The sequence below is a fragment of the Pseudomonas gessardii genome (assembly GCF_001983165.1).
Classification (GTDB): Bacteria; Pseudomonadota; Gammaproteobacteria; order Pseudomonadales; family Pseudomonadaceae; genus Aquipseudomonas; species Aquipseudomonas gessardii.
This window is the reverse complement of the sequence record NZ_MNPU01000007.1, coordinates 12,851-36,468: the sequence shown is the minus strand read 5'-3', so window position 1 is coordinate 36,468 and position 23,618 is coordinate 12,851. Positions and strand designations below refer to the sequence as shown.

Genomic DNA, 23,618 nt, shown 5'->3' with positions numbered 1-23,618 from the left:
CGACTGGCAAAAAACTTTATCTGTTACCGCCCGGCGGTCTGCAACGGATACACCGACTCCCAGCCTCCGCCCAGCGCCTTATACAGGCCGACCATGGCCAGGGACACGCCGGTGGAGCTTTCCACCCATTGCTCCTGGGTCGCCAGCAAGGCGCTCTGTACCGTGAGCACGTTGACGAAATCCACCACCCCTTCGACGTACTGGTGCTGGGCAGTGTCCAGGGCAATCTGGTTCTGGCGCACCGCTTCGGTCAGGCTGTCACGGCGCAGTTGGCTGGCGTTGTAGCGGGTCAACTGGTCATCGATTTCATGCCAGGCACGCAGCACGGTCTGCTGGTAAGCCAGGGCCGCTTCCTGCTGCTGGGCTTCGCGCAGGTCAAGCATGCCCTGCAAGCGGCCGCCGTTGAACAGCGGCAGGCTCAGCGACGGGCCGAAAGCAAAGGTGCGTGAGCCCCAGGAGCCCAGATCCGACAGTTGCATGGCCTGGGAGCCGAGGCTGCCCGACAGAGTGATCCGTGGGTAGAAGTCGCCCTTGGCCACGCCGATGCTCGCGGTCGCCGCATGCAGGCGCGCCTCGGCCTGGCGGATATCCGGGCGGCGCTGTGCCAGTTGCGACGGCAGGCCAATCGCAACCTGGCGCTGGGTCTGGGGCAGCGCGGCGTCCGGCGACAGTTGCGCATGCAAGGCTTGCGGGGCCTGGCCCATCAACAGGCTCAGGGCGTTGATCAATTGGTCCTGGCGCTGCTGCAAATCCGGCAGGCGCGCTTCGATGGTGGCCACTTGCGCGGCGGCTTCGGCGACATCCAGGTGGGTGGCCACGCCATCGGCCAAACGCAGTTGCGAGAGCTTCAGGCTACGCCGTGCGACGTCGAGGTTTTGCTCGGTGACCGCACGGGTGCTTTGCACGCCGCGTAGCTGGATGTAGTCCTGGGCGGTCTCGGCCAACACCGACAGCAGCACACTGCGGCGGTCGTTCTCGGCCACTTGCAGGGTGGCGTCGGCGGCTTCGGTTTCGCGCCGTACCCGGCCCCAGAAGTCCAGCTCCCAAGAGGCGGCGAAACCGGCGTCCCACAGGTTGAAGGCCGAACGGCCGTTATTGCCGGAGGGATCGCTCAGACCGTTGGCGCTATTGCGTTTGCGCCCGTAGTTGCCGTCGGCACTGAGCTGTGGATAGCGCTCGGCGGTCGTCACCTGGCGCACCGCGCGGCTTTGTTGCAGGCGGCTGCTGGCCAGTTTCAAGTCGAGGTTGTCGCTCAGTGCCCGGCGCACCAGGGCCGACAGTTGCGGGTCGTGGAACACGTCCCACCACTGCTCTTGCAATGGGTCGCTGACCGCGCGGCTGGCGGCCTGGCGGCCCTGGGGCTCGGCCCAGTGCGCCACCGGCTGGGCGTCGGGCCGTTTGAAATCCGGGCCGACGGTGCAGGCACCCAGGCTGAGCAGGCTGAGGGTAAGCAGTGCAACTTTTCTCATTGCTGCGCCACCTCACGCTGCTGCGCACGGGGATGGGTGTTGACGCTGGCCTCCACCGACATCCCGACCCGCAGGCGATGCACCTGCGCCTGGCCCGGCTCCAGGATGATTTTCACCGGAATGCGCTGCACCACCTTGGTGAAGTTGCCAGTGGCGTTGTCCGGCTTGACCGAAGCAAAGGTCACCCCCGTGGCCGGCGCCAGGCTTTCCAGGTGGCCGTTGAGCACTTCACCGTCGAGGCTGTCGACCCGCACTTCAACCGCTTGCCCGGCATGCATATGGGACAGTTGGTTTTCCTGGAAATTGGCCACCACATAGGCGTCGGCCAGCGGCACCACGGCGAGGATCTTGCTGCCCGGGGTGACAAAGGCACCGACCCGCACCGCCCGCTCGCCGACCATGCCGTCCACCGGCGCGACAATGCGCGTGTACGACAGTTGATAGCTGGCCATTTCCAGCGCCGCCTGGGCGCGTTTCAAGCCACCTTCGGCGGCATCGCGCTGGGCGCTGAGGATTTCCACCTGCTTGCGTTCAGCCGCCAATACCGCCGTGGCATTGGCCAGGCGTGCGGTGGCCTGGTCGATGCGGGTCCTGGCTTGCTGGGCGTTCTGCACAGTGCCGGCGCCGACCCCGGCGAGGTGGTTGTAGCGGTTCAATTCGTGTTCGGCAAAGGCCACTTCGGCGCGATCGGCGGCCACCGTGGCTTGGGCCTGGGCGATCACCGAGCTTTGCCGCTCAAGGGTGGCCACTGCGTTTTTCAGCTGGGCCTGGGCCATCAGGGTTTCGGCATCGGCGGCCTGGGCGGCGGCGCGCAAGTCGCGGTCATCGATCAGCGCCAGCAACTGTCCGGCCTTGACCTGCTGGTTGTCCTCCACCAACACCTCTTTGATAAAACCGGCGACCCGAGGCGCCACCAGGGTGTAGTCGGCAGCAACGAAGGCATCGTTGGTGGTCTGGCGCTTGCTGCCAAACATGCCCGGGGCCAACAGGTAAACCAGCACGCCCACGGCGAATACGCTGATAACAGTCACGGCAATCTGGTCTTTGCGTTTCATAAAAATCCTTTATCGGTGTCAGCAATCAAGCGGGTGCACGCGGCGGGAAAATCCGCGTCGGCATCCAGAAAATCAGGAGGATCAACGCCACCGCGACAGCGGCCATGACGTAATAGAGATCCGAAGACGTCAGCACCACGGCCTGCTGGTGCAGACGATGGGCCAGGCCCGGGGCCGTGCTGTCGGCCAGGGGCGAGTTGCCCAGGGCGTCCACCAGCATGCTCGAGTGAAAATGCAGGCGGTGGGTGGTCAGCACCTCGATCACCCCGGTGGCGACCACCGCCGCCAGGCCCTTGACCGTGTTGAACCAGGCCGAGGCAAACGGCCCGTCGGTGGGCACGATGCTGCCGGTAGACAGCATCAACAGCGGCAACACCGCCATCGGCTGGCCAAAGATTTGCAGCAGTTGCAGCACGTAGAATTCATCCCGGATCCACGCCGAGGTCAGTTGCGCACCGCCAAGGCAGGACAGGGTCAGCATGCCCAGGCCAATCCCCAGCACCCAGCGGCAATCCACCCAGCGCAAGTTGCACAGGGCAGCCACCAGGGGCAGCGCGAGCAACTGCGGCAGCGCCATGATCAGCATCACCGGTGCGGTTTGCAGCGGCCGGTAGCCCTGCACCTGCGCCAGGTAGCTGGAGGGCAGGATGATCACCGCCTGCAATACCACCAACACCCCGGCCAGTACGAGCAAGGCGAACGACAGGTTGCGCAGGCCGAGCATCTGCAACTTGAAGAACGGCAGCGGGTGCGACCATTCATTGAGCATGAACAGCACCAGCAACAGCGCCCCGCCCACCAGCAGCGTGCTGATCAGCGGCGACTCGAACCAGTCCAGGCGGTTGCCCTGCAAGATGCCAATCACCAGCATGCAGATCGCCGGGAAGCCCAGCAGCAGGCCGCGCCAGTTGAACTGCTTGAGGCGCTCCAGGCGCAGCGGGTCCTGGGGCAAGCCGTAGGCCACGGCGGCCATGGCCAGCAGGCACGGCGCGACGATCTGCCAGAACGCCCACTGCCAGCCGACGTATTCGGTCCAGAGTGCCGCCAGCGGCGTACCGAGGCTGGGGCCGAAGGTGGCGGTCAGGGCGTAGCCGGCCAGGCCGTAGAGCTTGACGTTGGCCGGCAAAAAACGCAGGGCCACGGTCATCAGCATCGGCGGTAGAGCGCCACCGGCCAGGCCTTGCAGGGTGCGCAGCAGCAGCAGGCTTTCGTAGTTCGGCGCCAGCGGGCACAGCACCCCCAGCAAGGTGAACAGGCCGATGGCCCACAGGGTGAAACGGCGCAGCGAAAACGTCACCGAACACCACGGTGCAAAGGCCATGGCCGAGACGGAGGTGGCGGTGTAGGCGGCGACCAGCCAGGTGCCTTCGTCAAACCCGATGTACAGCGCACCGCGAATATCGGCGAGGGCAACCTTGGTCACCATTTCGTTCAGGCCCGAGACCAGCACCGCCAGCAGCACGCCGACCAGGCCGATAATGATCCGTGGGCCGAACACAGGGGGGCTGACGGCGGCGGGTTTGGCGGCGGCCAAAGGCGCGGGGGCAGCGAGGGAGGTCATGAAAGTACAACTCGGCAATAGAATACCCGAGCAGTTTAATAAGGCTTAGACATGACGAAAACTGACTTATCGGAAGGTTATAACTGCGCCAGACGCAATGATTGAATGTGGGAGCTGGATTGCCTGCGATAGCGGTGTGTCAGCTAAGGCATCTGTCACTGATACACCGCTATCGCAGGCAAGCCAGCTCCCACACAAGCCAGGCTAGCTCCACACAGTTGGATGGGAGTCGTCAGGTGGGCTGGGCTTCGCGCCAGGTGGCCGCGCAGCTTTCGCGCATGGTTTCGCGCAACCATCGGTGCGCCGGGTCTTTGTCGAAGCGCGGGTGCCAGGCCTGGGTCAGGACCAGGGTCGGCAGGGAGATGGGCAGGGTAAAGGCGCGCAGTGGCAGTTTCAGGCGATTGGCGCTGTACAGCGCTTCCTTGGGCACCGGCAGGAGCAGGTCGGAGTCGGGCAACATGAACATCGCGCCGTGAAACCCCGGCGCGATCATCGCCACCCGGCGTTCCAGGCCCTGGGCATTGAGGGCGGTGTCGATCGGCCCACGGGCGATACCGCGCCGCGAGATGCTGATATGGGAATAGCTGGCAAAGCGCGCGGCGGTGATTTCTTCGTCAAACAGCGGGTGGCCTTCGCGGGCCAGGCCGACGAAGGTGGTGGAGAACAGGTTCTGCACTTTCACTTCCGGGGTGATCGGCATGGTATTGCCGACGCGCAGGTCCAGGCGCCCTTCGCGCAAGGCTTCGTCGTCACTGTCGCCTTCCGGGACAAAACGCAGCTCGCAGTGGGGTGCCACCCGTTCCATGGCATCGAACAAACGACCGCCATACACGCCGACAAAAAAGTCATTGGCGCGCACGCTGAACCGCCGGCGCAAGGTGCTCAGGTCAACCTCGTCCGCCGAGCGGAACAACAACGCCGCCTGCTCCACCACATTGCGCACCTGGCCCTGCAACTCCAGGGCCTTGGGCGTCGGCACCAGGCCGCGACCGGCGCGCACCAGGATCGGATCGCCCACCGCTTCGCGAATGCGCGTCAGGGTGCGGCTCATCGCCGCCGGGCTGAGGTTCATCCGCCGCGCGGCGCCCACCACACTGCCCTCGTCGAGCAAGGCGTCGAGGGCCACCAGCAGGTTCATATCCGGTAATTGCATGCCAAGCACTCGTGATGGGTTTGGAGTACAGCGCACGCAATCGTAGCAGGCTTTACCGGTACTGTTTCAGACTATGCGGCAGGTAATCGGCGTAGGTGGCGGTGGACATGAGATCACTTCCTGGCAGTCAGGAGAGTGACTTTATAGATATAAGAATTGGAATTTAAATACCGTTAGAGAATAATTATATGGCCTTTTTGCGGCAGGGAATGGGGGATGGGGTGAGGTTGAGGGCCCTATCGCAGGCAAGCCCGCTCCCACATTTTGACCGTGTACACCGATCCAATGTGGGAGCTGGCTTGCCTGCGATGAGGCCAGGCCGGGCAATCGAGATCAACGCTCCTGCAACGACTCCGCCCGGGCCTTGATGATGGGCTTGAGCAGGTAGCTGAGGATGGTTTTCTTGCCGGTGATGATATCGACCGAGGCGACCATGCCGGGGATGATGATCAGCGGTTTCTCATCGGTGCCCAGGTGGCTGCGGTCGGTGCGCAGGGTGATCATGTAGTAGGTGGTTTTCTTGTCTTCATCGGTGATGGTGTCGGCACCGATACGCTCCAGCTTGGCCTTGAGGCCGCCGTAGATGGTGTAGTCATAGGCGGTGAACTTGACCACGGCCTCTTGCCCTGGGTGCAGGAAGGCAATGTCTTGCGGGCGGATCTTGGCTTCCACCAGCAGGGTGTCGTCCAACGGTACGATTTCCACCATGTCGCTGCCCGGCTGGATGACCCCGCCAATGGTGTTGACCAGCAGTTGCTTGACGATCCCACGCACCGGCGAGGTGACCAGGGTCCGGCTCACTCGGTCTTCAAGGGCTTTGCCGGTGGCCTGGGCCTTGTTCAGGTCGGTGCGGGCTTCGTTGAGTTCGGTCAGGGCTTCGCTGCGGTATTTACCGCGGGTTTCGTCGATCTTGCGCTGCACTTCCTTGATCGCCGAATCGGCGCGGGGGATGGCCAGGGTGGTGGCGTCCAGTTGGCCACGGGTTTCCATTTCTGCACGCTTGAGGCGCAGCACTTCCACTGGCGACACCGCACCCTGGGCGACCAGGGGCTCGGACATGTTGATTTCCTGGCGCTGCAACGACAGCTGGCTACGGTACTGGCCCTGTTTGGAGGTGTATTCGCGCATCTCCTGCTGGCGCTGGGTCAGTTGCTCTTGCAAGCCGCCGATTTCGTCCTTGAACTGCTGGCGCCGGCTTTCGTACAGCGACTGCTCGTTGATGGCCTGGGTGGGCGCCGCGGCCCGCACGTCTTCAGGGATATTCAATGGCCGGTCTTCGACCTGGGCGTTCAAGCGTTCGATGCGCAGCAGCAGGGACAGGCGCTGGGCCTCGGTTTCCCCGGCGTTGGAGACAAAACGCGTGTCGTCCAGGCGAATCAGCGGCGCGCCGGCTTCGACGATCTGCCCTTCCTTGACGTACAACTCGGCGACGATGCCGCCTTCCAGGTTCTGGATCTTCTGCAGCTTGGAGGATGGAATGGCCTTGCCGTCCCCACGCGTCACTTCGTCGACCTGGGCAAAGCCGGCCCACAGCAACATGCACAGGAAAAACCCGATGATCCCCCAGATGGTCAGCCGCACCACGCGCGGGGCATCTTCGATCAGGGCCTTCTTGACCTCGGGCAGTGGCTGGCCATCCAGTGAATCGGAACCAATAAAGTAACGACGGACCGCGTCCTTGAATTTACGCAACACTGATCTGCCCCTTCTTCAACGCTTCCATCACGATGGCTTTCGGGCCATCCGCGAGGATCTGCCCACGGTCGATGACCAACAAACGGTCCACCAGGGACAGCAACGACGCACGGTGCGTCACCAGCACCACGGTCTTGTTGGCCACAACGGATTGCAGACGCTGTTTAAGCCGCTCCTCACCGGTGTTGTCCATGGCGCTGGTTGGTTCGTCCAGCAGCAGGATCGGCGGGTTGAGCAGCAGGGCACGCGCCAGGGCGACGTTTTGTCGCTGGCCGCCAGAGAGGTTCTGGCCACGCTCGCCCACTTGCAGCTCGTAGCCTTGCGGGTGCAGACGGGCAAATTCGTGGACACCCGCCAGTTCGGCGGCTTGCAGCACCACTTCATCTTCAACGTAGCGGGCGCCGGAGACCAGGTTGTCGCGCAGGGTGCCGGCCAGCAGCTGGATGTCCTGGGGCACGTAGCCGACGTTGTGGCGCAGTTCGCTGACGTCGATCTGGCGAATGTCTACACCGTCTACCAGCAAGGCGCCGGAGTCGGGTTGGTAGAGGCCCACGATCAGTTTGGCCAGGGAGCTTTTACCCGAGCCGCTGCGCCCGATGATGCCGATCTTCTCGCCGGGCTTGATCACCAGGTTGATGTTCTTGAGCGCCATGTTCTGCTGGTTGGGGTAGGTGAAGTTCAGGCCCCGGCACTCGATGGCGCCTTGCAGGGTGCGGCGGCTCAAGGGGCGCTCTTCAAAGTTGCGCTCCTGGGGCAGCTCCATCATCTGGTCGGTGGAGACCATGGTGACTTTGGCCTGCTGGTAGCGGGTCATCAAGCCCGACAGCGACGCCAGGGGGCTGAGGGCGCGGCCACTGAGCATGTAGCAGGCAATCAGGCCGCCCATGCTGAGGTTGCCGGCGATGATCTGGTAGACGCCGAAGACAATCATGATCACGCCCGCCAGTTGCTGGATCAGCAGGGTGATGTTCATCGACAGCCCAGAGAGCATTTTCACCCGCAGCTCAAGGCGGCTGAGGGTGCCAATGGTCTGTTCCCACTGGTACTGGCGCTCGCTTTCAGCGTTGTTGACCTTGACCGCATCCAGCCCGGCCAGGGTTTCGATCAGGCTCGACTGGCGCTCGGAGGCCAGGGCCATGGTGCGTTCCATGGTGGCGACCAGTGGCTTTTGCAGCAGGTAGCCGATGCCCAGGGCAATCGGGAAGGCCAGCATGGGGATCCACACCAGGTGCCCGCCGAGGATGGCGATCACCAGGAAGATCAGCAGGGTGAACGGCAAGTCGATCAGGCTGGTGAGGGTCAGGGACGCGAGGAAGTCGCGCAGGCTCTGAAACTCGTGGATGTTCTGGGCGAAGCTGCCGACCCGCGCCGGGCGGTACTTCATCGACATGCCGACAATCCGCTCGAACAGCGTGGCCGAGATGATCAGGTCGGTTTTCTTGCCGGCCAGGTCCAGGCACAGGCTGCGCAGGCTCTTGAGGACCAGGTCGAAGACATAGGCGATAAAAATACCGGTGGCCAGCACCCACAAGGTGGCGATGGCCTGGTTCGGCACCACGCGGTCGTAGACGTTCATCACGAACAACGGCGCGGCCATGGCAATCAGGTTGATCAGGAAACTGGCGGCGATGGCATCGGCGTAGAGCCAGCGCGAACGCTTGAGGGTGTCGCGAAACCACGAGCGGGCCCGGGGGATCAGGGTGCCGTGGCTGACATCGAATTTGTGCTGGGGCTGGGCGAAGAACACTTTACCGATGTAGTCATCGGCCAAGGCTTCACGCTTGACGATGGTTTCACCGCCATCGCTTTCGCTGAGCAGCACCTGGGCCTCGTCTTCACCCTGCCAGCCAAGCAGCACGGCACTGCGGCCGTCCTTGAGCAACAGCAGCGCCGGCATGGCAATCGCGGGAATCGAATCGAGCTTGCGTTGCAGCAGCCGCCCTTGCAAACCGGCGCGGGCGGCGGCCCGGGCCAGCAAATCGGCAGTCAGTTGCTGCGATGGCAATGGCAGACCGGTGGTCAGCATCGCCGCACTGGCGGGCTTCTGGTGCAGGGCGCAGAGCGCCAACAACCCGTCGAGTAACGGGTCGTCGTGCAATGTGCGTGGATCATGACTGAGATGGACTCGACTAACTTCTGATTCCACGCGGGCTCTCTCAACTAACGGATAGGTCTATAAGGAATAGCTCAATTCATCCCCGGCAGTTGAACTTTCGGCTTCACGTCGTTCTGTACGACGGAGGCCATCGGTGCGACCACTCCCTGGCTCTTGAGCAACTCGCCCATGGTCGCCTTGATTCGGTACTGAGTAAATAACTGAACGTTTTTTATATCTTCCAGACGACGCGAAGCGGTGAACAACTCGTTTTCACTGTCGAGCAAGTCGAGCAGGGTCCGCTCGCCCAGGGTGAATTGCTTCTGATAGGCCGTGCGCACACTGGTGCTGTGATCGACGTATTGCTGAGCGATCGGCACCTGGGCGTTGGCGTTGTTCAAGGCGTTCCAGGCCAGGCCCAGCTCTTCGTTCAGCACGCGCAGAGCATTGTTGCGGATATCCAAGGCCTGATTGGACTGATAGGACTTGGACTCCAGATCGGCCTTGTTGCTGCCACCGGCGAACAGGTTGAAACGCATGCGGACCATGGCTTCCCAACCGTTGCTGTGGGAAGGCTGACCACTGATATTATTGTCGGCATTCGTGCCCAGTTCGGCATCGAAACGTGGGTAGAAGGCAGATTTGGCGGCTTCATACTGCTTTTCGGCGGCGACGATATCGGACTCGGCCGAACGCAGGATCGGGCTGTTGTCGAGCATCTGGCGGCGCGCTTCGTTCAGGTCGGCGGGCAGCATGGCAAGGCCACCCGGACGCTCCAGTTGGTCGGGCATCTGGCCAACGGCGCTGAAGTAATTGGTCTGGGCGTCGGCCAGGTTGGTCTGCTCGGTAATCAGGTTGTTGCGGGCCTGGGCCAGACGGGCTTCGGCCTGGTCCAGGTCAGCGCCGCTGCCCACGCCACGCTGGGCGCGCAGCTTGATCTGGTCGTAGATACGCTCGTGGTTACGCAGATTGTCTTCGGCCAGGCGTACAAACTCGCGACGGGTCAGCACATCCAGGTAAACCTGGGCGACGGTCAATGCCGTGCGCTCGGAAGTGCCGAGCAACGAGTAGGCACGGGAATTGACGGTGGCTTGTTGACGCCCGACTTCGTTGGAGGTGGCAAAACCGTCAAAAATCATTTGCTGCAAACGCAGGCTAGACTCACCACGGCTCAGAGTATCCCAATCCTTGGAGCTGCCACGGGAAGCATTGTTGGCACGGGTCGTGGAATTATCAGTGCCTTCACGGCCATAACCCGCCAAAGCATCCACCCGCGGCAGGTAACCGCCCTGGGCCGCCTTCAATTGGTAGTCGGCAGACAGGCGGCTATTCACCCCGGCCTGGATTTCCGGATGCACATCCAACGCTTGCTGCATTGCTTGCGGCAAGGTTTGAGCTTGTACAAAGCTGGTAGCGAGGACGAACGGTATTGCCTTGAGCAGGTGCAGACGCATTTAGGAATTCCCCAGGACTTCTTGTCTCAAGTCACAGCAGATCAGGCCGCTGTGTCGGAAAATGGCAACCGTAATGACCGTACGTCGGAAAGTTCAAAAGCGGAACTGGTTCACACATGTAGGACGGTTCGCCGCGCAAATATCAATGTGACATTAGTGGAGCGATTGTTTAGGATGGCGCCAAGAAGGTCAATAGTTTGGCATAAAGTTAATTGCGAAATAAAGAAGCCAAAATATTGACGAAACAATCGTCAAATTTCAAAGCACCTCCAACCTGGCGTCTAACTAGTGGCCAGGCCTATGGAAGTCACCCGAACGGATCGCCGGAGAAATCTTCATGAGCAGTGTTGTTGCCATCGTCAAAAGCATTGTTGGCCAGGTTTTTGTTATTTCTCCGGAAGGGGCGCGGCGTGTACTCGTTGAAGGTGACCGCCTGTTCGCGGGCGACCAAGTCGACACCGGTATGTCGGGCGCCATCAGCCTGGAGCTGGCCGATGGTCGCATTCTGGACCTGGGCCGCGATACCCAGTGGAGCGCCGCGACACCGGACTCCAGCACCGACCTGGCCGCAGCGACCGCCCAGGCCGCGCCGTCAGTTGCCGAGCTGCAACAAGCCATTGCGGCCGGCGCTGACCCGACAACCGACCTGGAAGCCACCGCCGCCGGCGCAAATGCTCCCGGTACGGGCGCTGCGGGGGGCGGTCACAGCTTTGTCCTGCTGGATGCGACTGCGGGCAGCGTTGCGCCGCAGATTGGCTTCCCGACTGGCGGCCTGGGCTTTGCCACTTCGCCCCTGACCCAAGACATCGGAGGGCTGGGCACCAATGCAGGCCTGGTCCAACAGGCGGCCACCCTGACGCTGAGCGCAACCCCGACGATCACCGAAGCCGGTGGCGTGCTGACCTATACCGCCACCGTGACCCAGGCATCGAGCGGCGACCTGAATGTGACCCTGTCCAACGGTTCAGTGATCACCATCCCCGCCGGCCAGTTGACCGGCTCCGTCAATGTACCCTTGGCGCCCAACGACAGCCCGTACATCGACCCGGGCCAGATCACCGTCACCATCACCGGCACCACTGGCGGCGCCAACCTGATCGTGACCACCGACCCAACACCGGCCGTGACCCAGATCACCGACACCATCGACACCACCACGGTCACCCTGACAGCAGGCGAAACGGTGACCGAGGGCGGCCCGATCACCTACACCGCCACCTTGACCAACCCGGCGCAGACCCCGGTCACCATCACCTTGAGCAACGGCTCGGTGATTACTATCGAACCGGGCAAGTCCACGGGCACCGTGGTGGTCGAAACGCCGGCCAATGACGTCTACAACAATGGCAGCACGGTCAGCACCACGATTACCGGGGCAACCGGGGGCAACTTTGAAAACCTGGTGCCCGACACCACGCCAGCCGTCACCACGATTACCGACTCGCTCGACGACACCGGCCTGACCCTCACCGCCACCAACACGGTCACCGAGGGCGGCCAGATCACCTACACCGCGACCTTGACCAACCCGGCGCAAACCCCGCTGACGGTCACCCTGTCCAACGGTTCAGTGATTACCATCAAGGCCGGTGAATCCGTGGGCACCGTGGTGGTCGACACCCCGGCCAATGACGTCTACGTCAACGGCAGCACGGTCACCACGACCATCACCGGGACCACCGGCGGCAATTTTGAAAACCTGGTGCCCAACCCGGCGCCAGCCGTCACCACCATCACCGACTCGGTCGACACCACCACCGTGACGCTGACCGCACCGGGCGATGTCAGCGAAGGCGGCCAGATCACCTACACCGCCACGCTCTCCAATAAGGCGGAGACTGACGTTACGCTGAAGCTGGATAACGGTTCGACCATCATTATCAAGGCGGGCGAAACCATTGGTTCGGTCACGGTCGATGCTCCGGGCGATGACGTGTTTGTCGATAAGAGCACGCAAACCGTCAAGATCACCGAGACAACCGGCGGCAACTTCGAAAAACTGGAAGTGGCGGGCGATGGGGCAACCACCACCGTCAACGACACGCTCGACAAGGTCGATGTGGTCCTGACCGCGACGACCACCGTGGGCGAAGGCGGTACTATCGTCTACACCGCGTCGCTGGTGGACAAGGCTGGCAACCCCGTGACCAATGCCACCAATCCGCTGACCGTGACGCTGGACAATGGCCAGACCATTACTATCGGCGTCGGCCAATCCGCCGGCACCACCACCACGGTTGCGCCGAACGATGTGTATGAAGGCAACCAGACCGTCACCACCGCCATCACCCAGGTGACCGGCGGCGCGCATTTCGAGAACCTGGTGCCAGGCACTACGCCGGTCAACACCACCGTAACCGACACCCCCGGCACCACCGACACCACCACCGTCACCCTGACCGCGCCAGGCGAGGCCAACGAAGGCGGGACCATTACCTACACCGCGACCTTGAGCAACAAGGCCGGCAGCGACCTGACCCTGACCCTGAGCAACGGTGACGTCATCACCATCGCCAAGGGCGAGACAACCGGCCAGGTGACCTCCAAGGCACCGGGCGACGACGTCTTCAAAGACGCAGGTCCGATCAACGTCACGATCAATCCAGACTTCGTGGGCGGTGGTTTCGAGAAGCTGGATATCGCACCGGGTGGGGCGACAACGCAGATCAACGACACCATCGACAAGGTTGATGTGGTTCTGACGGCGACCAAAACCGTGGGTGAAGGCGGCGAGATTGTCTACACCGCCACGCTTGTGGATAAAAACGGCGCACCGGTGCTGAACACCACCGGCCCTGTGACTGTGACGCTGGATAACAACCAGGTCATCACCATCGGCGTGAACCAGTCGAGCGGTACTGTTTCGGTTGTGGCGCCGGATGACGTGTACAAAGGCGACCAGACTGTTACTACCGGCATCAAGGAAGTCACCGGTGGCGAGCACTTTGAAAACCTGGTTCCGGGTACCGATAAAGTCACTACCGTTGTGACGGATACACCGGGTACCGATAACACCACCACTGTGACTTTGACGGCTCCGTCGGAAGTGAGTGAAGGCGGCAAGATCACCTACACCGCTACGCTTTCTAATAAAGCGGATACCGACGTCACCCTGACGCTCGATAACAAGCAAACCATCACCATCAAAGCTGGCGAAACTGTCGGTACCGTGACGGTGGATGCCCCTGGCGATGACGTGTTCATCGACAAGTCTTCGCAAACCGTCCAGATCACCGACACCGCCGGCGGTAACTTCGAGAAGCTCGTGGTGGCTGGCAATGGCGCGACTACCACGATCAACGACACCATCGACAAGGTTGATGTGGTCCTGACTGCGACCAAAACCGTGGGCGAAGGCGGCCAGATCGTCTACACCGCCACGCTTGTGGATAAAAACGGCACACCGGTGCTGAACACCACCGGCCCGCTGACGATCACTCTGGATAACAAACAAGTCATCACCATCGGTGTAGACCAATCGAGCGGCACTGTTTCGGTTGTGGCCCCGGATGACGTGTACAAAGGCGACCAGACTGTTACTACCGGCATCAAGGAAGTCACCGGTGGCGAGCACTTTGAAAACCTGGTTCCGGGTACCGATAAAGTCACTACCGTGGTGACGGATACACCGGGCACCGATAACACCACCACCGTCACCCTGACCGCGCCAAGCGCCGTCAACGAAGGCGGCAAGATCACCTACACCGCCACCTTGAGCAACAAGGCTGACACCGACGTCACCTTGACCCTCGACAACAAGCAAACCATCACCATCAAGGCCGGCGAAACTGTTGGCACGGTGACGGTGGATGCCCCTGGCGATGACGTGTTCATCGACAAGAGCACCCAGACTGTCCAGATCACCGACACCGCCGGCGGCAACTTCGAGAAGCTCGTGGTGGCTGGCAATGGTGCGACTACCACCATCAACGACACTATCGACAAGGTCGATGTGGTGCTGACGGCCACTAAAACCGTGGGCGAAGGCGGCGCAATTGTCTACACCGCCACGCTTGTGGATAAAAACGGCGCACCGGTGCTGAACACCACTGGCCCGTTGACTATCACCCTGGATAACAAACAAGTCATCACCATCGGTGTGGACCAATCGAGCGGCACTGTTTCGGTTGTGGCCCCGGATGATGTGTACAAAGGTGATCAGACTGTTACTACCGGCATTAAAGAAGTCACCGGCGGTGAGCACTTTGAAAATCTGGTTCCGGGGACCGATAAAGTCACCACCGTGGTGACGGATACACCGGGTACCGATAACACCACCACTGTGACTTTGACGGCTCCGTCTGAAGTGAGTGAGGGTGGAAAAATCACCTACACCGCTACGCTTTCTAATAAAGCGGATACTGACGTCACCCTGACCCTCGACAACAAGCAAACCATCACCATCAAAGCTGGCGAAACTGTCGGCACCGTGACGGTGGATGCTCCAGGCGATGACGTGTTCATCGACAAGTCTTCGCAGACCGTCAAGATCACTGACACCGCCGGTGGCAACTTCGAGAAACTCGTAGTCGCAGGCAATGGCGCCACTACCACCATCAACGACACTATCGACAAGGTCGATGTGGTACTGACGGCCACTAAAACCGTGGGCGAAGGCGGCGCAATTGTCTACACCGCCACGCTTGTGGATAAAAACGGCACACCGGTGCTGAACACCACTGGCCCGTTGACTATCACTCTGGATAACAAGCAGGTCATCACCATCGGTGTGGACCAATCGAGCGGCACTGTTTCGGTTGTGGCCCCGGATGATGTGTACAAAGGCGATCAAACCGTTACTACCGGTATTAAAGAAGTTACCGGTGGCGAGCACTTTGAAAACCTGGTTCCGGGTACTGACAAGGTCACCACGACTGTTACTGATACCCCAGGTACCGATAACACCACGACTGTGACTTTGACGGCTCCGTCTGAAGTGAGTGAGGGTGGAAAAATCACCTACACCGCTACGCTTTCTAATAAAGCGGATACCGACGTCACCCTGACACTCGATAACAAGCAAACCATCACCATCAAGGCCGGTGAAACCGTCGGTACCGTGACGGTGGACGCTCCAGGCGATGACGTATTCATCGACAAGAGCACCCAGACTGTCCAGATCACCGACACCGCCGGCGGTAACTTCGAGAAGCTCGTGGTGGCTGGCAATGGTGCGACTACCACGATCAACGACACCATCGACAAAGTCGATGTGGTGCTGACCGCAACCAAAACCGTGGGCGAAGGCGGCCAGATCGTCTACACCGCCACGCTTGTGGATAAAAACGGCACACCGGTGCTGAACACCACCGGCCCGCTGACTATCACCCTGGATAACAAACAAGTCATCACCATCGGTGTGGACCAATCGAGCGGTACTGTTTCGGTTGTGGCCCCGGATGATGTGTACAAAGGCGATCAAACCGTTACTACCGGCATTAAAGAAGTCACCGGCGGCGAGCACTTTGAAAACCTGGTTCCAGGTACCGATAAAGTCACTACCGTGGTGACGGATACACCGGGCACCGATAACACCACCACCGTCACCCTGACCGCGCCAAGCGCCGTCAACGAAGGCGGCAAGATCACCTACACCGCCACCTTGAGCAACAAGGCTGACACTGACGTCACCCTGACACTCGATAACAAACAAACCATCACCATCAAAGCTGGCGAAACCGTCGGTACCGTGACGGTGGATGCCCCTGGCGATGACGTCTTCATCGACAAGTCTTCGCAAACCGTCCAGATCACCGACACCGCTGGCGGTAACTTCGAGAAGCTCGTGGTAGCAGGCAATGGCGCCACTACCACCATCAACGACACCATCGACAAGGTTGATGTGGTCCTGACGGCCACTAAAACCGTGGGCGAAGGCGGCCAGATCGTCTACACCGCGACCCTGGTGGATAAGAACGGCACACCGGTGCTGAACACCACTGGTCCGTTGACGATCACCCTGGATAACAAACAAGTCATCACCATCGGTGTGGACCAATCGAGCGGTACTGTTTCGGTTGTGGCTCCAGATGATGTGTACAAAGGCGACCAGACTGTTACTACCGGCATCAAGGAAGTAACTGGCGGCGAGCACTTTGAAAACCTGGTTCCAGGTACCGATAAAGTCACTACCGTGGTGACGGATACACCGGGCACCGATAACACCACCACCGTCACCCTGACCGCGCCAAGCGCCGTCAACGAAGGCGGCAAGATCACCTACACCGCCACCTTGAGCAACAAGGCTGACACTGACGTCACCCTGACACTCGATAACAAACAAACCATCACCATCAAAGCTGGCGAAACCGTCGGTACCGTGACGGTGGATGCCCCTGGCGATGACGTCTTCATCGACAAGTCTTCGCAAACCGTCCAGATCACCGACACCGCTGGCGGTAACTTCGAGAAGCTCGTGGTAGCAGGCAATGGCGCCACTACCACCATCAACGACACCATCGACAAGGTTGATGTGGTCCTGACGGCCACTAAAACCGTGGGCGAAGGCGGCCAGATCGTCTACACCGCGACCCTGGTGGATAAGAACGGCACACCGGTGCTGAACACCACTGGTCCGTTGACGATCACCCTGGATAACAAACAAGTCATCACCATCGGTGTGGACCAATCGAGCGGTACTGTTTCGGTTGTGGCTCCAGATGATGTGTACAAAGGCGACCAGACTGTTACTACCGGCATCAAGGAAGTAACTGGCGGCGAGCACTTTGAAAACCTGGTTCCAGGTACCGATAAAGTCACCACCGTCGTGACGGATACCCCGAGCACCGATAACACCACCACCGTCACCCTGACCGCGCCAAGCGCCGTCAACGAAGGCGGCAAGATCACCTACACCGCCACCTTGAGCAACAAGGCTGACACCGACGTCACCTTGACCCTCGACAACAAACAAACCATCACCATCAAGGCCGGTGAAACCGTCGGTACCGTGACAGTTGATGCTCCAGGCGATGACGTGTTCATCGACAAGAGTACCCAGACCGTCAAGATCACCGACACCGCTGGCGGTAACTTCGAGAAGCTCGTAGTCGCAGGCAATGGCGCAACTACCACGATCAACGACACCATCGACAAAGTCGATGTGGTGCTGACCGCAACCAAAACCGTGGGCGAAGGCGGCCAGATCGTCTACACCGCCACGCTTGTGGATAAAAACGGCACACCGGTGCTGAACACCACCGGCCCGTTGACTATCACTCTGGATAACAAACAAGTCATCACCATCGGTGTGGACCAATCGAGCGGCACTGTTTCGGTTGTGGCACCGGATGATGTGTACAAAGGCGAGCAAACCGTTACTACCGGTATTAAAGAAGTTACCGGTGGCGAACACTTTGAAAATCTGGTTCCGGGTACTGACAAGGTCACCACGACTGTTACTGATACCCCAGGTACCGATAACACCACGACCGTGACTTTGACGGCTCCGTCGGAAGTGAGTGAAGGCGGCAAGATCACCTACACCGCTACGCTTTCTAATAAAGCGGATACCGACGTCACCCTGACACTCGATAACAAGCAAACCATCACCATCAAAGCTGGCGAAACTGTCGGTACCGTGACGGTGGATGCCCCTGGCGATGACGTATTCATCGACAAGAGCACCCAGACTGTCCAGATCACCGACACCGCCGGCGGTAACTTCGAGAAGCTCGTGGTGGCTGGCAATGGCGCCACTACCACCATCAACGACACCATCGACAAAGTCGATGTGGTGCTGACGGCCACTAAAACCGTGGGCGAAGGCGGCCAGATCGTCTACACCGCCACGCTTGTGGATAAAAACGGCACACCGGTGCTGAACACCACCGGCCCGCTGACTATCACCCTGGATAACAAACAAGTCATCACCATCGGTGTGGACCAATCGAGCGGTACTGTTTCGGTTGTGGCCCCGGATGATGTGTACAAAGGCGATCAAACCGTTACTACCGGCATTAAAGAAGTCACCGGCGGCGAGCACTTTGAAAACCTGGTTCCGGGTACCGATAAAGTCACTACCGTGGTGACGGATACACCGGGCACCGATAACACCACCACCGTCACCCTGACCGCGCCAAGCGCCGTCAACGAAGGCGGCAAGATCACTTACACCGCCACCTTGAGCAACAAGGCTGACACTGACGTCACCCTGACACTCGACAACAAACAAACCATCACCATTAAGGCCGGTGAAACCGTCGGTACCGTGACGGTGGATGCCCCTGGCGATGACGTCTTCATCGACAAGTCTTCGCAAACCGTCCAGATCACCGACACCGCTGGCGGTAACTTCGAGAAGCTCGTGGTAGCAGGCAATGGCGCCACTACCACCATCAACGACACCATCGACAAGGTTGATGTGGTCCTGACGGCCACTAAAACCGTGGGCGAAGGCGGCCAGATCGTCTACACCGCGACCCTGGTGGATAAGAACGGCACACCGGTGCTGAACACCACTGGTCCGTTGACGATCACCCTGGATAACAAACAAGTCATCACCATCGGTGTGGACCAATCGAGCGGTACTGTTTCGGTTGTAGCACCGGATGACGTGTACAAAGGCGACCAGACTGTTACTACCGGCATCAAGGAAGTAACTGGCGGCGAGCACTTTGAAAACCTGGTTCCAGGTACCGATAAAGTCACCACCGTCGTGACGGATACCCCGAGCACCGATAACACCACCACCGTCACCCTGACCGCGCCAAGCGCCGTCAACGAAGGCGGCAAGATCACCTACACCGCCACCTTGAGCAACAAGGCTGACACCGACGTCACCTTGACCCTCGACAACAAACAAACCATCACCATCAAGGCCGGCGAAACTGTTGGCACGGTGACGGTGGATGCCCCTGGCGATGACGTGTTCATCGACAAGAGCACCCAGACCGTCAAGATCACCGACACAGCCGGCGGCAGCTTCGAGAAACTCGTAGTGGCTGGCAATGGCGCCACCACCACCATCAACGACACCATCGACGATGTGAAAGTTGTGCTGACGGCCACCACCACCAGCGTCGCCGAAGGCGGCCAGATCGTCTACACCGCCAGCCTGGTGGACAAGAACGGAGCGGCCGTGACCAACGTCGGCTCCGACCTGGTGGTCAAGCTGGACAACGGCTTGAGCATTACCATCGGCAATGGCAAGACCAGCAGTACTGCCAACTTCACCGCGCCGAATGACTTCTATGTGGGCGCCAAGGATATTTCCGCCAAGATCACCAATGTGGTCAGCGGTGGCGACAAGTATGAAAACCTGATCGTGGTCGGCACGCCAGTGGTCACCAAGGTGACGGACGTGACGAACAACACCGTGATCAGTATCGCGGGCGATGCCTCGGTGACCGAAGGCCAGACCGCTCACTACACGTTGAACCTGACCCAACCGGCGGACACTGAAGTCACGGTGACCCTCTCGTATAAAGGCGTGGCCCAGGACGGTTCCGACTTCACCGGTGTGTACACCGTGAAGATTCCGGCCGGCCAAAGCAGCGCGACGTTCGATATCAAGACTCTCGACGACAAGCTGACCGAGCCTACGGAGAAGTTCGAGATCAGCATCTCGGGCACTTCCGGCGGCAACTTCGAGAACCTGGTGGTCAGCCCTACCAACGGTAAAGTCGAAACGTCGATTATCGATAACGATGCACCACCGGCCATCGACCTGGATGCCAACAACTCCAGCGGCGCCACCGGGAACGACTTCAAGACCACGTTCACCGAAGGCGGCACTGGCGTGTCGATTGCTGACACTGACATCAAGATCACCGACCCGGACAGCACCCAACTGACTGGCGCCACGGTGGTGCTGACCAATACTCAGCCGAACGACTCGCTGAGCTATACCAACGTCCCCGGCATCAACGTGACCTCGGCCACGGACCCTGCCACCGGCAAGATCACCCTGACCCTCACCGGTGCGGCGTCGCTGGCTGACTACATGCAGCAGATCAAGAACATCACGTTCAACAACAGCAGCGACGACCCGAGCACCACGCCACGGACCATCACCGTGACCGTGACCGACGGCGGTAACTACTCGAACGTGGCAACCACCACGGTCAACGTGGTGGCAGTCAACGACGCGCCGGTTGCCACTGGCAGTGCCATCACCGGCACCGAAGACACGTCGCTGAAGCTGACCTGGGCCAATTTCGGGGTCAGCGATGTGGATTCTCCGCAGGCCAGCCTCGGGGTGAAAATCACCGAACTGCCAGTGGCCGGCAAGCTGCAGTACCTGGCAGCAGACGGCACCACCTGGACCAACGTGACCGCCGGCCAGACCTTCACCAAGGCGCAGATCGACGGCGGCCAACTGCGTTTCACGCCAAATGCCAACGAATCCGGGGCCGACGGCTACGGCGGCACAGGCGTGGGCAACAAGCAGGCGGACTACGCACAGTTCAAGTTCCAGCCCACCGATGGCAAGGATCTGGGCACCAGCACTACCGTGAAAGTCGATATCACTCCGGTTGCGGATGCGCCAACCTTGAGCGTTGCCGACAACAACATCGCCTCGGTCGGCCTGACCAAGCAGAGCTGGAACAGCATTGCCAACCTGGGTACCAACGGCAATGGCGCCTCGCCGACCGTGCTGAAAAATGCGATCGACAAAGCGGGCACGCCAAACAGCACGACGATTGCCACCGACGTTGCATCGACTGCTGACGTACCGGGCGGCGCGGGGTCGAAGACCTCCGGCCTGATCTACCTGGAAGCCGGCAAGACCTATACCTTCAGCGGCTATGGCGATGACAGCATCCTGATCAACGTCGGTGGCAAAGACGTGGCCAGCGGCACCTGGGGCTCGAACTCCGGCCAGTTCAGCGGCACTTACACGCCGACCAGCAATGGCTACTACAGCATTGATATCTACCATGCCAACCAGGCGGGTGCCGGCAGCTATGACGTCAACCTGTCGGTCAACGGTGGTGCGACCACGAACCTGAGCAACACCAATATCCCGATCTACACCGGGGTCAATGACCTGATCAACGCCGGGGCCCAGGTGTCTGACCTGCACGGCACCAATGGCCAGGGCTACTACGACGCGTACAAGCTCAATGAAGGGCTGGAAAACGGCACCGTCAAGCTGAGCAAAGTCACCACCGGCCTGACCGATACCGACGGTTCGGAAACCCTGAGCGTGAAGATCGGCAGCATCCCGGTGGGCGCAGTGCTCAGCGACGGTGCCGGGCATACCTTCACGGCGACCCAGGGCCAGACCGAAGTGGACGTCACCGGCTGGAACCTCAACAACCTGAGCCTCAAGCCACTGCCTTACACCAGCGGCCAGTACAACCTGACCGTGACCTCGACCTCCACCGAAAGCCTCGGCGGCTCGGCCCAAACCGTTGCCCAATTGCCGGTCAAGGTATACCCGGCCACGTATAGCGGGACCACGGCGACCTCTGGCGATGACAATGTTGCCGGTACCAGTGGCAACGATATCATCGTGGCGGACGTTTCTGGCCTGAACGTAGTCCAGGGCAAGAACTACAACATCGCGTTCATGATCGATACGTCGGGCAGTATGGGTTCGGACTCGGTAGCGGCGGCGAAAGCCTCGTTGACTACCGTGTTCAACTCGCTGAAAGACAGCATTGGCTCCAGCACATCTGGCACCGTGAATATCTTCCTGGCGGACTTCAGTGACCAGGTCAATCGCACGGTTACAGTCAACCTGAAAGACCCGGGTGCACTGGATGCGCTGCAGAAAGTCCTGGATAAGATGGTGTCGACCGGCGGCACCAACTACGAAGACGTGTTCAAGGCGGCATCCAACTTCTTCAAAAGTGGCCTGGCGACTGGCAACACTGGCGCAATCAACACCACATACTTCATCACTGATGGTGAACCGACGTTCTATCAGCGTGCTGAGCAGACCAACCCGACCTTGTACGGCAACGTCAAGCTTGATGACGTCGTTAACATGAACAACTACACCTTAGGTACCGCCACCCGGATCAATATCGAGTCGAATATCTCCCTTGAGATCAACTCTGTCGGTAAGGTGACCCTCTGGTACTACGGCACAGCGTACGACCGGGGGACCATCCACGCACAAGGGGATGGCACCTATGAGACATCCGTTCGTGACGGTTATGGCAACTACACCGATACAGCCACCGCTACCAACTCCCAGAACGCGTTCGCGCTGCTCAAAGGCCTGTCCACAGGTGGCGTAGAAGCCATCGGCCTTAAAAGCGGGGTCGGCCTGGAGCAGTTGGCACCGTACGACAGCGACAACAAGCCACAAGCCAACATCGATCCCAAGGACCTGGCCAACGCCATCCTCGGGAGCAGCGAGGCCACCCTACCGGGTGCCGACCGTGTCGACGGGGGTGACGGCAACGACATCCTGTTCGGCGACCTGGTGAGCTTCCCAGGCGTTACCGGCGAGGGCTACAACGCTATCCAGTCCTACGTGGCCGGGAAAAACGGCGTGGCCGTGTCGGCAGTCACCGGCCAGGATGTGCACAAGTACATCACCGAGCATTACAACGAGTTCAACACCTCGGGCGCCAAGGACGGTAATGACACCCTGCTGGGTGGCTCGGGTGATGACATCCTGTTCGGCCAGGGCGGCAACGACTACCTGGACGGTGGCAAGGGCAACGACATCCTGTTGGGCGGGACCGGCAACGACACGCTGATCGGCGGCCAGGGCAATGACATCCTGATCGGCGGCACCGGTGCCGATACCTTCATCTGGAGATCCGGTGACGTCGGCAACGATGTGATCAAGGACTTCAAGGCCTCGGAAGGCGACCGGATCGACCTGCGCGACCTGCTCAAGGGCGAAACCGACAGCACCATCGACAACTTCCTGAAGTTGACCACGGTGGATAACGTGACCACGCTGCAGATCAGCTCCGAAGGCAAGCTCAACGCTGCCGGCGGCCTGGCCAACGCAGATGTGACGATCAAGCTCGAAGGCAACAACTGGTCCGGCCAGACGATCAATTCGTTGATCAGTGGTGCTGACCCGACCATCAAGGTCGATCACACCTAATGCACCCATGACCCGGCCGCCTCTTGAGGCGGCCGATTCATTTGCGGCCACCGTTCACTGGCATGGGGCAACGATTGCACGGCATACTCATGCCCAATCGCGCGCCGTTGGCCTATGC

The 23,618-nt window shown here is 60.4% G+C and carries 8 protein-coding genes; 1 reads left to right on the top strand and 7 read right to left on the bottom strand.

The window, feature by feature from the left end; all coding sequences use genetic code 11:
- Positions 1-23 precede the first annotated feature (23 nt).
- The 7 genes from BLL38_RS07460 to BLL38_RS07430 form a co-directional block, all read right to left on the bottom strand.
- Positions 24-1,469 carry an efflux transporter outer membrane subunit gene (locus BLL38_RS07460; protein ID WP_076961977.1) on the bottom strand — a complete coding sequence of 482 codons (1,446 nt, stop codon included), beginning with the start codon at positions 1,467-1,469 and terminating at the stop codon, positions 24-26.
- On the bottom strand, positions 1,466-2,524 hold the full coding sequence (locus tag BLL38_RS07455; RefSeq protein ID WP_076961976.1) for an HlyD family secretion protein: 1,059 nt from the start codon (positions 2,522-2,524) through the stop codon (positions 1,466-1,468). The genes BLL38_RS07460 and BLL38_RS07455 overlap by 4 nt, the downstream gene beginning before the upstream one ends.
- Before the next feature lie 25 nt (positions 2,525-2,549).
- Positions 2,550-4,085, bottom strand: a complete 1,536-nt coding sequence (locus tag BLL38_RS07450; protein WP_076961975.1) for an MFS transporter — start codon at positions 4,083-4,085, stop codon at positions 2,550-2,552.
- Positions 4,086-4,317: 232 nt separating this feature from the next.
- Positions 4,318-5,238: a LysR family transcriptional regulator gene (locus BLL38_RS07445; protein ID WP_076961974.1), complete on the bottom strand. Its 921-nt coding sequence runs from the start codon at positions 5,236-5,238 to the stop codon at positions 4,318-4,320.
- Between the two features lie 333 nt (positions 5,239-5,571).
- Complete coding sequence (locus BLL38_RS07440; RefSeq protein WP_076961973.1) at positions 5,572-6,933, bottom strand: HlyD family type I secretion periplasmic adaptor subunit; 1,362 nt, start codon at positions 6,931-6,933, stop codon at positions 5,572-5,574.
- Positions 6,923-9,079, bottom strand: coding sequence for a type I secretion system permease/ATPase (locus BLL38_RS07435; RefSeq protein ID WP_076961972.1), 2,157 nt, complete (start codon positions 9,077-9,079; stop codon positions 6,923-6,925). The genes BLL38_RS07440 and BLL38_RS07435 overlap by 11 nt, the downstream gene beginning before the upstream one ends.
- Before the next feature lie 41 nt (positions 9,080-9,120).
- Positions 9,121-10,482: a TolC family outer membrane protein gene (locus BLL38_RS07430; RefSeq protein ID WP_076961971.1), complete on the bottom strand. Its 1,362-nt coding sequence runs from the start codon at positions 10,480-10,482 to the stop codon at positions 9,121-9,123.
- Between the two features lie 337 nt (positions 10,483-10,819).
- Between BLL38_RS07430 and BLL38_RS07425 the strand changes: the two genes are divergently transcribed.
- Positions 10,820-23,500 (top strand): retention module-containing protein, encoded by a 12,681-nt coding sequence (locus BLL38_RS07425; protein ID WP_076961970.1) that lies wholly within the window; start codon positions 10,820-10,822, stop codon positions 23,498-23,500.
- Positions 23,501-23,618 lie beyond the last annotated feature (118 nt).